Origin of the sequence: Sphingomonas sp. NIBR02145 (assembly GCF_027359115.1) — a bacterium.
GTDB classification, from domain to species: domain Bacteria; phylum Pseudomonadota; class Alphaproteobacteria; order Sphingomonadales; family Sphingomonadaceae; genus Sphingomonas; species Sphingomonas kyeonggiensis_A.
Genome location: NZ_CP114791.1, coordinates 4,011,220 through 4,024,543 on the forward strand (window position 1 = coordinate 4,011,220; position 13,324 = coordinate 4,024,543).

Consider the following 13,324-nt stretch of genomic DNA (forward strand, 5'->3'; position numbering starts at 1 on the left):
CCGGAGCGCTCCAGCACTCCGAAAGAGTTACTTGACGCGCATCGGCAGGCCGGCGACCACCAGCATCACTTCGTCGGCGATCGTCGCCACGGCCTGGTTGATCCGCCCGGCGGCGTCGCGGAAGCGGCGGGCAAGGGCATTGTCGGGGACGATGCCGAGGCCGACTTCATTGGCGACGAGGATCAGCGCTCCGTCGAACCGGGCGATGGCTTCGGCCAGCGCTACGGTGGCGGCATCCATATCGGTATCGGCGAGCAGCAGGTTGCTGGCCCAGAGCGTCAGGCAATCGACCAGCACCACCGCGCTGGTGCCGCTCGCCGCATCAAGCGCGGCGACGAGGTCGCGCGGAGCATCCACCGTCTGCCAGCGGGCGTCACGGTCCGCGCGGTGGCGGGCGATGCGATCGGCCATCTCCTCATCCCATGCCTCGGCGGTGGCAATGAAGACATGGCGGCCGGCGAGCGCCTCGGCGCGCTGCTGGGCGTAGCGGCTCTTGCCCGAGCGGGCGCCGCCGAGAACGAACAGCTTTGTCATCGGGCCTCCCGGGCAAGCTGGAGCAGCGCATCGACATCGGCGTGGCGCTCGAGTTCGCCGGCGATCTCGTCGAGCGCGGCATCGACATCCGCCTGATAGTCGCGCCCCGCGCCGGCCACGCCGATCCGGGCGAGCAATGCCGTGCGCATCTCGGGCGTGGCGAGCAGGCCGTGGAGATAGCTGCCCATCACCGAACCGTCGCGGCTGACCGCGCCTTCGGGGCCGAGACCGTCGAGATCGGCGAAGGGACGGGCGGTGTCCGGGCCGGTCGTCTCGCCCATGTGCATCTCATAGCCGGTGACCGGCGCGCCGAGCGCGGTGCCGCTGGCGTGGCGCAGTATCTTGGCGGGGGCGAGGCTGGTCTCGACATCGAGCAGGCCGAGACCGGCGACTTCGCCCGACGGCCCCTCGATTCCCAGCGGATCGGCAACCGTGCGGCCGAGCATCTGGTAGCCGCCGCACAGGCCGAGCACCGCGCCGCCGCGGCGATGATGCGCCAGGATGTCCACGTCCCAGCCCTGGGCACGAAGGAAGGCGAGATCGGCGATCGTCGCCTTGGAGCCGGGCAGCACGACCAGCGCGGCGTCTCCCGGGATCGGCGTGCCGGGCGGGATCATGACCAGTTCGACGCCGGGTTCGAGCTTCAACGGATCGAGGTCGTCGAAATTGGCGATGCGCGGCAGGATCGGGCACGCGACCAGCTTGCGCCCTTCCCCGCGCGAGGCGGTGCGATCGAGAATGACGGCGTCCTCGCTCGGCAGGCGGACGGTGGCGGGCAGCCAGGGGATCACCCCGAAGCCGCGCCAGCCGGCGCGCTGCTCGATCGCGCGATAGCCATCCTCGAACAGCGCGGGATCGCCGCGGAACTTGTTGATCAGGAAGCCGCGGATCATCTCCGCATCCTCGGGCTCGATCACCGCGCGGGTGCCGACGATCGCCGCGATCACGCCGCCGCGATCGATGTCACCCACCAGCACCACCGGCACATTGGCGGCGCGGGCAAAGCCCATATTCGCAATGTCGCCGGCGCGCAGGTTGATCTCCGCCGGGGAGCCGGCGCCTTCGACCACGACCAGGTCGCATTGCTCGCGCAGGCGCTGGTAGCTCTCCAGCACCTCGCCGATCAGGCTGCCGCGCGCCTGGCGGAAATTGCCCGAGCCGAGCGTGCCGCGCACCTTGCCTTGCACGATCAACTGCGAGGTGCGATCGGCCTGGGGCTTGAGCAGCACCGGGTTCATGTCGGTATGCGGCGGGACCCGGCAGGCGATGGCCTGCAGCGCCTGGGCGCGGCCGATCTCGCCGCCATCGCTGGTCACCGCGGCGTTGTTCGACATGTTCTGCGGCTTGAACGGGCGTACGGTGAGCCCGCGATTGGCGAAGGCGCGGCAGAGCCCGGCGACCAGCACCGACTTGCCGACATCGGAGCCGGTGCCCTGCAGCATCAGCGCGCCCATGCGACAACTCCCGCGATGATCCAGAGCAGCAGGCAGGCGCGGACATAGAGGTGCAGCGCGCGGGCGATGTCGCCTGCGTTCGCGTCGCTGCGGCCGTCGCCGATCCAGGGTTTGTTCTGCACCGCGCCGTCATAGGCGATCGGGCCGGCCAGGCGCAGCCCCAGGGCGCCCGCCATCGCCGCCTCGGGCCAGCCGGCATTGGGCGAGGCATGCTTGTGTGAGTCGCGTAGCAATGTCCGCCAGCCCCCCGGCGCGGCGAGGCAGAGCAGCAGGCCGGAAAGGCGGGCGGGGATCAGGTTGAGCAGGTCGTCGCTGCGCGCCGCCGCCCAGCCGAATGCGCGCCAGCGCTCCTCGCGGTGGCCGATCATCGAGTCCGCGGTGTTGATCGCCTTGTAGGTCCACACCCCGGGCAGGCCGAGCAGCAGCAGCCAGAAGGCGGGAGCGACGACGCCGTCGCAGAAACTCTCGGCCAGGCTTTCGATCGCGGCACGGGCGATGCCGGGCGCGTCGAGCTGCGCGGTATCGCGGCCGACGATCTTGCCGACTTCGCGGCGGGCTGCGGGCAGGTTGCCGGGGGCCAGTGCCCGGGCGACCGGGCGGACATGGTCGAACAGGCTGCGTTGGGCGAGGGCCGGCCAGGCGAGCAGTGCGACGGCGAGCCAGCCCCAGGTGCCGAGATGGTGCAGCAGCAGGCTCTGGATGAGCCAGGCGGTGCCACCGATCAGGATGACGAGCAGCAGGACCGTCAGGACACCGAGTGTGCGCCGCGCTGCGAAGCCGCGCTCGCGGCGGTTCCAGAGCTTCTCGCAGGTGCCGATGATCGCCGCGAACAGGCCGACGGGATGGCCGATCCGGCGGTAGAGCTTGCCGGGCCAGCCCAGCGTGGCGTCGAGCGCGAGCGCGGCGAGGGCGACCGGCTCAGCCACGAAGCGCCGTTTCGAGCCGGGCGAGTGCTTCGCCCGTCGAGGGCAGGCCGATGCGCAGCCAGCGGGGCTGCTCGGCGAAGGGGCGGGTCAGGATGGCGTGGCGGGCGAGCTGCTCGAACAGCGCAATGCCGCTCGGCACTTCGATCAGGCGGAAGAGCGGGCAGGCGCCGATCGCGGCGTGTCCGGCAGCGGCAAGCACGGCGTCGAGCGCGGCGGCGTCATTCCTAAGCCGAGCGCGCATGGCCTCGGTCCAGGAGCGATCGCGATAGGCCGCGGTGCCGATCGCGATCGCGGCAGCGGAGACCGGCCAGGCGCCAAGAGCCGCGCGGATCGCGTCGAGCATCGGGCTGGGGCCGAGGACGAAGCCGAGCCGTACGCCGGCCAGCCCGAAGAACTTGCCGAAGGAGCGGAAGATCATCAGCGGCCGGGCATCGTCGATCGCACCCGCCAGGCTCAGCGCGGGATCGACATCGGCAAAGGCTTCGTCGAGCAGCAGCCAGGCGCCGGGATCGCGACGGTCGAGCAGGCCGCGAAGCTGCGCGGACGAAAGGGCGCGGCCGTCGGGATTGTTGGGGTTGGCGAGGATCACCGTGCCGGCACCGGCCGCGTCGAGTGTCGTCCGGATTGCGCCGGCGATCATCTCGCCATGGGTGCGATAGGTCGGAGCGACATAGTGCGCGCTGCCGCCGACAAGGCCACCCGCGAGCCGCAGCCCGATTTCGGTGCCGGGCACCGCGCAGACATGGCGCGGGTCGACCCCGAAATAGTCGGCGGCGGCTGCTTCGAGCCCGGCCAGTTCATGCCGCTCCGGCAGGCGCTGCCAGTCGATGGCCAGGGCGTTGGTGCCGGGCCAGGGGTGGGGGTTGATGCCGGTCGAAAGATCGATCCAGTCCTCGCCGTCGAAATGCGCGCGGGCGGCTTCCACGCCGCCGCCGTGCCAGGTCCAGCTGGCGCTCATGCGAAGCGGACCAGCAGCAGCGCGGCGAGCAGCAGACCGGTCTCGGTCAGCTCGATCCCGGCGCCGTGGCCGTCGCCCGATATGCCGCCAAGCTTGCGCCACAGCCAGGCCGCCCAGCCGAACCACAGCAGGGGCGCGGCGATCAGGCTCGGCGAGAACCAGCAGGCGGCAAGCAGCGCCACGCTCCAGATCGCCAGGTCGAGCGGGCGCACCGCGTCGCGGAAGCGCGAGGCGAGGCCGGCATGGAGGTCGGGCAGCCAGCGCGTCCAGAACAGCGGGGCGATGCGCGCAGCAAAGGGGATCAGCACGATGGCCAGCCAGGCACTCGTCGCGACCAGGGCGTGAAGCAGTATCAGCTTGGCGATGAGCTGCACGCCGATCGCCACCGCGCCGAAGCTGCCGATATGCGGATCGGAGAGCACCGCAAGGACGCGGTCTCGGTCCTTGTGCGCGGCGCCCGCCGCATCGGCGATGTCGCCGAGTCCGTCGAGATGCAGCGCGCCGGTGACCGCTACCCACAGCACCAGCCCGGCGAGCGCACCGCTCCAGGGATCGATCGCGGCGCCGAGCCAGCATCCGCCCGCGACGAGGGCACCGATGATCAGGCCGACCGCCGGGAACCAGCGCATCGACGCGGCGAACTCGGCGCCGCTCACCGGCAGGCGTGGAGTCGGGAGTCGAGTCAGGAACTGGATCGCGACGATCAGGCCCTTCATGTGACGAGCCCGGAAATCTGGGCGCTCGGCTTCTCGCCTGGCCATACGCGCAGCGAGACCAAAGCCGCATAGGGCAGGTCGAAGGCCCAGAGCTTGTGCTGGCCGAAGCCGCACAGCAGATGCAGCGCCGCGCGGATCGCGCCGCCATGGGTAACGACCAGCGTGGGCGAGGGTTCGAGTGCGGCAATCGCGGCGGAGACGCGCGCGACCAGCTCCGACCAGCGCTCGCCGCCGGGCGGCGGATTGGCGTCGGGGTCTTCCCAGAAGCGCAGCATCGCGCCGGACTCGACCTCGTCCGGCGCCAAACCGTCCCAGGCCCCGAAATCGAGTTCGCGCCAGCGCGGGTCGACAGCAGGCCAGATCCTGCCGGCGTCGGCGATCGCGGCGGCGGCGTGGCGCGCGCGCTGGAGATCGGAACTGACGATGCGCTCAATATCCAGACCGGCAGCACGCGCGACGCAGGCGGCGATCCCTTCGGGTGTCGATCCGCAATCGGTGCGCCCCATCAGCCGTCCGGGCAAAGCCGGTGCACCGTGGCGCAGCAGATGCAGTGTCCAGGGCGTCACAGCTTGGCGGCGACCTGTGCCTCGGCAAATGTCGCCATCTGGTTGTGCGCGGCCAGTGCCGAGCGGATCAGGTTCACCGCGAGCGCGCCGCCGCTGCCTTCGCCGAGCCGCATGCCGAGTTCGAGCAGCGGATCCAGGCCGAGCCTGGCGAGCAGCCGGACATGGCCGGGCTCCGCCGAGACATGGCCGGCGATGCAATGATCGGTGATCTCGATATTGTCTGCTGCGAGCGGGGCCACGGCCGCGCTGCTGATGAAGCCGTCGAGCACCACGGGGATGCCGAGCTGCCGGGCGTGCAACACGGCACCGGCGATCGCCGCGATCTCGCGCCCGCCGACCCGGCGCAGCGTCTCGAAGGCGTCCGCCGGCCCATCGGCGTGGAAGGCGCGTGCACGCTCCACGACCGCGGTCTTGCGGGCGATACCTTCGGCATCGACGCCGGTGCCCGGGCCGATCCACTCGGCCGCGGTGCCGCCAAAGGCGCGCAGGCAGAGCGCGGCGGCGGCGGTGGAATTGCCGATGCCCATCTCGCCTACGGTGAGCAGGTCAAGGTCGTTGCCCACTACGGCAGCACCGGCGTTGAGCGCGGCAAGGCACTCCGCCTCGGTCATTGCCGGGGCGATGGTGAAATCGGCGGTCGGGGTGTCGAGATCGAGCGCGGTCACTTCGAGCTCAAGGCCGGCCGCGCCGGACAGGGCGTTGATCGCCGCGCCGCCGGCCTCGAAATTGGCGACCATCTGGACGGTCACGCTGGCCGGGAAGGCGCTGACGCCGTGGACGGTCACGCCGTGGTTGCCGGCGAAGATCGCGGTACGGGCGCGCTTGATAGTGGGGCGCGGATTGCCCTGCCAGCCGGCGATAAAGACCGCGAGCTCCTCGAGCCGGCCGAGCGAGCCTGCCGGCTTGGTCAGCTCGGCCTGGCGGGCGCGCGCCGCAGCGATGGCGCCTTCGTCCGGAACACAAAGATCGGCGAGCGCGACACGGAAATCGGCGGGCGAGGCGAAGATCATTCTGCGACGAATCCTGGGGGCGGGGTGCGCGTGATGAAATGGCCCTTAATTCCCTCGGGCCAGGCGGAATAGGGGACACGGCCATGCTCGCTGGCTGCATAGTGCACGGCATAGTCGAGAATGGCGCGTGCGCTGTCCTCGTCGGGCGTTAACCGGCCCAGGACATAGCCGACCTTGTCGGGCGCGCGCAGATGGACGGTGCAGTGATCGGTGCAGGCGAACAGACACGGCATTTCCTGCACCGCGACACCGGCATAGCGCGGATCCTTCGCCTGCACGGCCCGGAGCGCCGCGACCAGCCGGGCGCCGCCGCGCACGCCTGCGCCATCCTCGCGGGAGTCCGCGGAATGGCGACAGGTGTTACAGGCGACGACCGCCGGGCCGTCCGCGACGCGGGTAAGCATCAGGCGGTGGCCAGCTTGCCGCCCGGCGCCGGCACCCCGAGCGCGACCAGCAGCCGGTAAAAGGCATAGAGCCCGATCAGGATCGCACCGTTGCGCAGGAACTGGTCGAGCGAATAGCCGGGGTGAAGCGTGATCGCCACGCCGCCCAGCATCGCCGCCCAGCACAAGGTGACCAGCTTGCCGGCAACGAACGCCGCGACATAGGCGATGGCCAGTTTCGCGACGGTCGATTGGATTCGGAGCCGGCCGAGCGCGGCATAGGCGACGATCGCCGATCCGGCCGCCGCGGTGCCGAGCCCGACGCCCCAGAGGAGCGTCTTGGGATCATGCGGATAGTGGAGGAACAGGAAGCCGACCGCCTGGTTGGCGCCCCAGGCGGCGAGCGCCAGCGCGATCCCGTCGCGCCGGCGCATATGCACTGCCGCCAGCGCGGCGAGCGCCGCAACCGGAGCCGTGCAGGCAAGGGCGAAGCTGGTCGCCATGCTCGCCAGGGTAAGCAGCATGATCCACAGCGTGGATGCGCGTGCCTGCGTCATATTGCCTTCTCCCATCAGAAGCGCCCGCGGATGCCGGCATAGATGCTGCGGCCCAGCGTGCCGTAGCGATAGGCGGTCATGTACTTCTCGTCGAACAGGTTCTCGGCGCGGGCGAACACGCTGAGATTGTCACCGGCCTTGAGCTCGGCGCGCAGGTCGACCAGCGTATAGTCGTCGAGCCTGGTGGTGTTCGCCGCATTGTCGAAGCTGTGGCCGGACCAGCGCACCGCCGCGCCGGTGGTCAGGCCGAACGGGAAGGCGTAGCTGATCGAGCCGTTCGCGGTGTTCTGCGGGCGGCGCGGCAGCCACTTGCCGAAGGTCGCGGTGCCGGCCGAGCGATCCTCGGCGACGGTCCAGCTGTAGTTGCCGTCGAGGGTGAAGCCGCCCAGGTTGAGCGCGCCCGAAGCCTCGATGCCATGCGCCTCGGCACGCGAAACGTTGGAATAGTATCCGAAGCGGCGCACGGTGGTGCTGCCCGGCACGAAGCAGAGCGGCACGGTCGAGGTCGTGGTGCAGCTGTTGAAGATGATCTGGCTGGTGGTCTTGCGCTCGAACCAGGTCGCGCCGAACACAAGCTTGCGGCCGAACAGCTGCTGCTCGACGCCGGCTTCCCAGCCCTTGGCCTGTTCCGGGTCCAGCGCAGTGTTCCCGTATTCGCTGAACTGCTGGTACAGCGAGGGCGCCTTGAAGCCTTCACCGTAGTTGGCCCGCAGGATTGTACCGGTCGACAGGCGCCACACGCCGCCGGCCTGGAACAGGGTCTGCCCGCCGAAGCGGCTGTGATCGTCATAGCGGATGCCGCCGTTCAGGGTCAGGCCGGTGATCGGCTCGACGCTGAGCTGGGCATAGGCGCTGGTCAGCTCGGCCTCGCCGCGCGCAAAGGCCGGCAGCGGCGTTGCCAGCGACGCGGCGGGCGAGCGGCTGCGGAAGTCCGAATTCTCGTTCTCGACGCCGAACACCGCGGAGATCTGCTTCGTGAAGGCGAAGCTGCCCTGGTACTCGAAGCGCTTGTTCTTGCCGTCGGACTCGAAGCTCAACGGGCGGGCGCGGGTCGGGCCGTAGCTGTCGCGATCGGTGTCGGTATAGGCATAGGCGAAGCGGTTGCGGAAACGCCCGTCGAGCAGCGACAGGTTGATGCCCGCATAGCCGACAAACTCCTCGTTGGTCGAATAGTCGCTATTGTCGCCGCTGGTCGAATCGATCTCGGTACGGCCGTTCGAATAATAGCCGCGGACCTCGACGCTCAGGTTGCTGGTGAGCGTCAGCTCGGCGCGGCCGCTGGCGCTGCTGTTGGTGTAGCCATCGGCTTCCTTGCCGCCGAATTCAGGGGCGATCGCCGAGATGCCCGCGGTGGTGAAGCGCTGGCCGCCGATGCGCCAGGCGAGCGGGCCGGTCTTGCCGCCGATCGCAGCGCGGGCGCTGACCGTCTCGCGCGAGCCGGCCTCGATGTCGAAGCTGCCCTCGAGCGGCTTTTCGGGCGTGGCGGTGACGATGTTGACCACGCCGCCGATCGCCTGGCTGCCCCAGAGGATCGACTGGGGCCCACGCAGCACTTCGATGCGCGCGCTGTCACCGATCAGCATGTTGGCGAAGTTGTAGCCGCCGCCGGTGGCCGCCGGATCGTTGAGCTTCACGCCATCGATCACCACCACGGTCTGGTCGGATTCGGCGCCGCGGATGCGCAGCGAGGTCGAAGTGCCATAGCCGCCGTTGCGCGAGATGCTGATGCCGGGCGTGCGGAGCAGGAGTTCGGTCGCGCCGACATCCTGGCTGCGATCGATCGCGGCCTTGTCGAGCACGGTGATCGAGGCGGGAACCTGGTCGATGTTCACCGGCGCGCGGGTGGCGGTGACGACGATGTCGTCGTTGCTCTCGGTGGCGGCGGCATCGGGTGCGGCGGCCTGCTGCGCGAAGGCGGCGGGAGCCGCGGCGAGGGCGAGAACAGAAACGGAGAGACGGAAAACGGACTTCAGCATTATTCGACCCAATCGACATGCCGGGTACGCGCGGACGCTGCCGGGGCCATTGGGCGCGCACGACAGCGTCCGCGCATGCGCGCGGCCAACCTTGTCGTCGCTCGGGTTCACCCCCGTCCGTCCGGCACACCCTGTCCGCACGAAAGACGACCACGACGGGCAGGTCTCCTGGCTCGCGGGTCGATGCCGGTCGGCCGCCTTCTCGGGCTGCAACACCCAATGGCAAATGGCCGATGACTCACCGCTTACAGTTGCAGGGGCAGCCGGGGTTTTCCCGTTCCCTTTTCATCCCCGCCTCCGGGGAACCTGTCGCGGCGCTGCCCTTAGGCGGCCTTCATCCAGACGACAAGCGCGAAGCGTGCCTTGTCGGCCGGCAGCGTGCGGTGCGGCGTGAAGCGATCGAGGAACAGGACGGTGCCCGCCGGACATTCGGGCTGGAGCCGGGGCATGCCGGCGATCGCCTCGTCGGTGATCCGAAGGCCCTGGTCGGTCTCGCTGGCGAGCGGCGCGGGCTGGCGGCCGGGGATGATCTCCAGCCCGCCATTGCCGGGCCCGGCGTCGCAGAGCGGGATCCAGGCGGTGGTCCAGACCTGCCCGCACGAGGTGCCGTCGTCGCGGGCAACGTCCGAGTGCCAGGCGTGGCGGTGCTCGGGGAAGCTGGCGATGCTGGCGCGGATACGGACGACCTTGCCGGCCAGTTCGCGCTCGCTGAGCCGCTGGGCCTCGGCGAGCAGGCGCGGATCGTTGGCGATCTCCTGCAGCCTGGGGCCGCGATGCGCATCGGTGCAGATCGCGACGCGCAGCAGGTTCGCCTGGCTGCGGTCGCTCGCATAGATCCGGTCGAGCCGTTCGGCGGGCGGGACGTCGGGGCAGCTCTTGTCGAAGGGCAGGTAGAAGGCGTGCGACAGCCGGTCGATATGCTCGGCGATATCGGCCTGTGCGGCCTCGACCAGCGCGCGATCGAACAGTGGCAGGGCGGCATAGCCCTGTTCGCGGTAGAAGGCGGGATCGGTCATCGGCTGCGGCCCAAAGTGGTGATCGTCGGCCAGTCGCCGCTGAGCTCTACCTTCGCCTCGATGCCGTAGACCGACTTGAGATTGGCGGAAGTGAGAACTTCGGCGGGCGTCCCGTCGGCGACGACGGTGCCGCCGTCGATCAGCACCAGCCGGTCGCAGTAGCGTGCGGCCATGGTGAGGTCGTGGAGCACCGCGATCACCAGACCGCCGGCGCGGGCCTCGGACTGGAGCAGCTCCATCACGTCGATCTGGTGACCGGGATCGAGGCTGGCGAGCGGCTCGTCGGCGATCAGTGCGGGGGCTTCCACCGCGAGCGCGCGGGCGAGGAGGACGCGGGCGCGCTCGCCGCCCGAAAGCTCGGTGGCGGGGCGGTCGCGCAAGCCCCCGACATCGGCGCGCGCCATCGCCCGCTCGATCGCTGCGGTATCGGCCTCGCCGATCCGCGACATCGGCGCGAGATGCGGCAGGCGGCCAAGCTCGACCAGCCGCTCGACGGTGAGCGGCCAGTGCAGCGTCTGGCCCTGGGGGAGATAGGCGACACGCCTGGCCAGTTCCGCGCGCGGCATGCTCGCGACGTCGGCGTCATCGACGAGGATGCGCCCGCTATGCGGCACCAGCGCCAGCATCGCGCGGGCGAGGGTGGACTTGCCCGCACCATTGGGGCCGACGATGCCGGTGAGCGTGCCGGGCGCGAAACCTGCGCTGGCGCTGCGGACGACATGGCGCTTGCCGAGCGACACGCCGACCTGTTCGAGACGGATGTTCACCACAGGCGGCGCTCCCGCATCAGGTGGATCAGGAAGACCGGTACGCCGAGGAACGCGGTCACGACGCCGAGCTTGAGCTCGTTCTTGGTATCGATAAGCCGCACCGCGAGATCGGCGAAGGTGAGCAGGGCGGCGCCGCCGATCGCGGAGGGCAGCAGGATCGCCGAGGGGCTCCGGTCGGTGAGCGGGCGGACGAGATGCGGGACGATCAGGCCGACAAATCCGATCGCGCCCGATACCGCGACCGCGCCGCCGACGCCGATCGCGGTGCCGAGCAGCAGGCGGATGCGGGTGCGCTGGATATCGACGCCGAGCGCCTGGGCGCCGTCCTCGCCGAGCGTCAGCGCATCGAGCGCGCGGCCGTCCCAGAACAGCAGCAGCGCACCGATCGCGATGCAGGGATAGGCGATCCAGACATGTTCGAACGAGCGGTTCTCCAGGCTGCCGAGCAGCCAGGTCATGATCTCCATCGCCGCGAAGGGATTGGGCGAAAGGTTGAGCGCCAGGCTCACGCCCGCCGTGGCCAAGGTGGCGATGGCGATGCCGGCGAGGATCAGGGTGAGCGGGCTTTCCGAGCGTCCGGCAAGTGCGGACAGGCCGACCAGCGACAGCAGCGCGCCAAGCACCGCCAGTACGGGGAGTACGATCGGATGCAACTCGGCCAGCCCGAAGTAGAGCGCCGCCACCGCGCCGAGCGACGCGGCGTTGGACGTGCCGAGCACCGAAGGCTCGGCGAGCGGGTTGCGCAGATACCCTTGCAGCGCCGCGCCGGCCAGGCCGAGCATCGCGCCGACGCCGAGGCCGAGCAGCATGCGCGGCAGGCGCAGTTCGAGCAGGATGGTGGAGGCGATGCGGTCACCATGCCCGGTAAAGGCGGCGAACATCCGGGCGAGTGACAGATGGACCGGGCCGAACAGCAAGGATCCGATCGCCGCGACGAGCGTGAGAGCGAGCAGGCCGCCGATCAACAAGGGACGGGATAGGGTCATCGGGCGTGGGTCCGATCCTGATAGCGGATAAGTTGGGTCGCCATCCCCTGGGCCGCCTCGACATAGGCGGGGCTGCCGCACACGGTCCATGCCTGGGGGATGGAGATACGGGGGATGTTGGCGATCGCCGGATGGTGGAGCATCTCGGTGCCCTGGTCGGCGATCTTGTCGGTGGCGCTCTCGACGATGAGGTAATCGGGGCCGGCCGCGACCATCTCCTCGAGGCTGAGCTGCGAGAGCGGCGGCTTGTCGAGCTTCGCCGCCAGGTTCACCAGTCCCATGCGCTGCATCAGGTCGTCGATCAGCGTGCCGGTGCCGGTCATGAAGCCGCGGCGCTGGTAGTAGGCCGCGACCTTGCCGCCGCCGGGCTTGCCGATCCTGGCCAGCGCCGCCTGCATCCTCGCGACCAGTGCTTCACCGCGCTCGGGATGGCCGACCGCCACTGCTGTCTGGCGGATCGAGGCATAGATCTCATCGACCGTATTGGCGGTCTCGAGATCGAGCATGTTGTACTTGTGGCCCTTGAGCGCGCGCATCGCCGCGCTGCGCTTCGCCGGCATGCCGACGACCAGGTCGGGATCGATCGCAAGGATTTGCTCGGCCGAGTTCTTGAGCACCGGCAGACCGCGCGCCTTCATGGCCTCGCCCGACATCTCGGTGTCGGTGGCGTTGCGGGTGAGCCCGGCGATCTGGTTGCGATCGGCGAGCGCGAGAACGAGCTGATCGGCACACAGGTTGAGCGAGACGATCCGCTCGGGCTTGGTCGAGGGCGGCGCGGATGCGGGGGCGCTCGCCCAGAGCGCCGCGCCGCCCAGGGCGAGCAGCGGCAGGGCCAGGAGCTTGGCCGGAGCCATCAGAACTCGATCCCCGCCTGTGCCTTGACGTTCTGTTCGCGGAAGGGGTGCTTCACCTGCGCCATCTCGGTGACGAGATCGGCGGCGTCGATCAGCGCCTGGGGGGCGTTGCGACCGGTGATGATGACATGCTTCATTGCCGGCTTGGCGGCGAGCGCCTCGAGCACTTCCTCGGTCGGCAGATAATCGTAGCGCAGCACGATGTTGAGCTCGTCGGCGATCACCATCGCGTATTCGGGATCGGCGATCATCCGCTTCACTTCTTCCCACGCCTCGCGCGCCACCGCGATGTCGCGGCTGCGGTCCTGCGTGTCCCAGGTGAAGCCCTCGCCCATCGGCTTGAATTCGATCAGGTCGGGGAAGCGGTCGAACACCGCCTTCTCGCCGGTGGCCATCGCGCCCTTCACGAACTGGACCATGCCCACCTTCATGCCGTGGCCGATCGCGCGCACCGCCATGCCGAGCGCGGCGGAGGTCTTGCCCTTGCCCGGCCCGGTATGGACGATGATCAGGCCCTTCTCGACCGTCTTGGTGGCAAGCTTCTTGGCCTGGGCGACCTGAAGCTTCTTCATCTTGGCATTATGCTCTTCGTCGGTGCGCTGCTTCACGGCCGCTTCC

General features: G+C 69.7%; 15 protein-coding genes and 1 riboswitch. All 15 genes read right to left on the minus strand.

The window, feature by feature from the left end:
* Positions 1-27: 27 nt before the first annotated feature.
* The 15 genes from cobU to cobO all read right to left on the minus strand — a co-directional run bounded on the left by cobU (position 28) and on the right by cobO (position 13,314).
* Complete coding sequence (cobU, locus tag O3305_RS18195; protein ID WP_269573792.1) at positions 28-534, minus strand: bifunctional adenosylcobinamide kinase/adenosylcobinamide-phosphate guanylyltransferase; 507 nt, start codon at positions 532-534, stop codon at positions 28-30.
* Complete coding sequence (locus tag O3305_RS18200) at positions 531-1,988, minus strand: cobyric acid synthase (RefSeq protein ID WP_269573793.1); 1,458 nt, start codon at positions 1,986-1,988, stop codon at positions 531-533. Before O3305_RS18200 ends, cobU begins: the two co-directional genes overlap by 4 nt.
* On the minus strand, positions 1,976-2,914 hold the full coding sequence (gene cbiB / locus O3305_RS18205; RefSeq protein ID WP_269573794.1) for an adenosylcobinamide-phosphate synthase CbiB: 939 nt from the start codon (positions 2,912-2,914) through the stop codon (positions 1,976-1,978). The genes O3305_RS18200 and cbiB overlap by 13 nt, the downstream gene beginning before the upstream one ends.
* Positions 2,907-3,872, minus strand: coding sequence for an aminotransferase class I/II-fold pyridoxal phosphate-dependent enzyme (locus tag O3305_RS18210; protein WP_269573795.1), 966 nt, complete (start codon positions 3,870-3,872; stop codon positions 2,907-2,909). The genes cbiB and O3305_RS18210 overlap by 8 nt, the downstream gene beginning before the upstream one ends.
* The gene (locus O3305_RS18215) at positions 3,869-4,588 is read right to left on the minus strand and encodes an adenosylcobinamide-GDP ribazoletransferase (RefSeq protein ID WP_269573796.1); all 720 of its coding nucleotides are present in this window, start codon (positions 4,586-4,588) and stop codon (positions 3,869-3,871) included. Before O3305_RS18215 ends, O3305_RS18210 begins: the two co-directional genes overlap by 4 nt.
* On the minus strand, positions 4,585-5,154 hold the full coding sequence (locus tag O3305_RS18220) for a histidine phosphatase family protein (protein WP_269573797.1): 570 nt from the start codon (positions 5,152-5,154) through the stop codon (positions 4,585-4,587). Before O3305_RS18220 ends, O3305_RS18215 begins: the two co-directional genes overlap by 4 nt.
* On the minus strand, positions 5,151-6,164 hold the full coding sequence (cobT, locus tag O3305_RS18225) for a nicotinate-nucleotide--dimethylbenzimidazole phosphoribosyltransferase (RefSeq protein ID WP_269573798.1): 1,014 nt from the start codon (positions 6,162-6,164) through the stop codon (positions 5,151-5,153). Before cobT ends, O3305_RS18220 begins: the two co-directional genes overlap by 4 nt.
* Entirely contained in the window at positions 6,161-6,568 is a 408-nt protein-coding gene (locus O3305_RS18230) for a DUF1636 domain-containing protein (RefSeq protein ID WP_269573799.1), read from the minus strand. The genes cobT and O3305_RS18230 overlap by 4 nt, the downstream gene beginning before the upstream one ends.
* Positions 6,568-7,104 carry a hypothetical protein gene (locus O3305_RS18235; protein ID WP_269573800.1) on the minus strand — a complete coding sequence of 179 codons (537 nt, stop codon included), beginning with the start codon at positions 7,102-7,104 and terminating at the stop codon, positions 6,568-6,570. Before O3305_RS18235 ends, O3305_RS18230 begins: the two co-directional genes overlap by 1 nt.
* A gap of 14 nt (positions 7,105-7,118) precedes the next feature.
* Positions 7,119-9,080: a TonB-dependent receptor plug domain-containing protein gene (locus O3305_RS18240; RefSeq protein WP_269573801.1), complete on the minus strand. Its 1,962-nt coding sequence runs from the start codon at positions 9,078-9,080 to the stop codon at positions 7,119-7,121.
* Between the two features lie 141 nt (positions 9,081-9,221).
* Positions 9,222-9,405: riboswitch (cobalamin riboswitch) on the minus strand.
* A complete protein-coding gene (locus O3305_RS18245) occupies positions 9,404-10,096 on the minus strand; it encodes a phytanoyl-CoA dioxygenase family protein (protein ID WP_269573802.1) in 693 nt (230 codons plus the stop codon). (Overlaps the previous riboswitch by 2 nt.)
* The gene (locus tag O3305_RS18250) at positions 10,093-10,866 is read right to left on the minus strand and encodes an ABC transporter ATP-binding protein (protein WP_269573803.1); all 774 of its coding nucleotides are present in this window, start codon (positions 10,864-10,866) and stop codon (positions 10,093-10,095) included. Before O3305_RS18250 ends, O3305_RS18245 begins: the two co-directional genes overlap by 4 nt.
* Entirely contained in the window at positions 10,860-11,852 is a 993-nt protein-coding gene (locus O3305_RS18255) for a FecCD family ABC transporter permease (protein WP_269573804.1), read from the minus strand. The genes O3305_RS18250 and O3305_RS18255 overlap by 7 nt, the downstream gene beginning before the upstream one ends.
* On the minus strand, positions 11,849-12,706 hold the full coding sequence (locus O3305_RS18260; RefSeq protein ID WP_269573805.1) for an ABC transporter substrate-binding protein: 858 nt from the start codon (positions 12,704-12,706) through the stop codon (positions 11,849-11,851). Before O3305_RS18260 ends, O3305_RS18255 begins: the two co-directional genes overlap by 4 nt.
* Complete coding sequence (gene cobO, locus O3305_RS18265; RefSeq protein WP_269573806.1) at positions 12,706-13,314, minus strand: cob(I)yrinic acid a,c-diamide adenosyltransferase; 609 nt, start codon at positions 13,312-13,314, stop codon at positions 12,706-12,708. The genes O3305_RS18260 and cobO overlap by 1 nt, the downstream gene beginning before the upstream one ends.
* Between the last annotated feature and the right edge of the window lie 10 nt (positions 13,315-13,324).

What these genes read in the sequence shown, in the direction of transcription:
- O3305_RS18255 (WP_269573804.1), bottom strand. Translation starts at nt 11,852, where the DNA reads ATGACCCTATCCCGTCCCTTGTTGATCGGCGGCCTGCTCGCTCTCACG.
- O3305_RS18260 (WP_269573805.1), bottom strand. Translation starts at nt 12,706, where the DNA reads ATGGCTCCGGCCAAGCTCCTGGCCCTGCCGCTGCTCGCCCTGGGCGGC.
- O3305_RS18215 (WP_269573796.1), bottom strand. Translation starts at nt 4,588, where the DNA reads ATGAAGGGCCTGATCGTCGCGATCCAGTTCCTGACTCGACTCCCGACT.
- O3305_RS18235 (WP_269573800.1), bottom strand. Translation starts at nt 7,104, where the DNA reads ATGACGCAGGCACGCGCATCCACGCTGTGGATCATGCTGCTTACCCTG.
- O3305_RS18245 (WP_269573802.1), bottom strand. Translation starts at nt 10,096, where the DNA reads ATGACCGATCCCGCCTTCTACCGCGAACAGGGCTATGCCGCCCTGCCA.
- O3305_RS18200 (WP_269573793.1), bottom strand. Translation starts at nt 1,988, where the DNA reads ATGGGCGCGCTGATGCTGCAGGGCACCGGCTCCGATGTCGGCAAGTCG.
- O3305_RS18230 (WP_269573799.1), bottom strand. Translation starts at nt 6,568, where the DNA reads ATGCTTACCCGCGTCGCGGACGGCCCGGCGGTCGTCGCCTGTAACACC.
- cobT (WP_269573798.1), bottom strand. Translation starts at nt 6,164, where the DNA reads ATGATCTTCGCCTCGCCCGCCGATTTCCGTGTCGCGCTCGCCGATCTT.
- O3305_RS18210 (WP_269573795.1), bottom strand. Translation starts at nt 3,872, where the DNA reads ATGAGCGCCAGCTGGACCTGGCACGGCGGCGGCGTGGAAGCCGCCCGC.
- O3305_RS18240 (WP_269573801.1), bottom strand. Translation starts at nt 9,080, where the DNA reads ATGCTGAAGTCCGTTTTCCGTCTCTCCGTTTCTGTTCTCGCCCTCGCC.
- cobU (WP_269573792.1), bottom strand. Translation starts at nt 534, where the DNA reads ATGACAAAGCTGTTCGTTCTCGGCGGCGCCCGCTCGGGCAAGAGCCGC.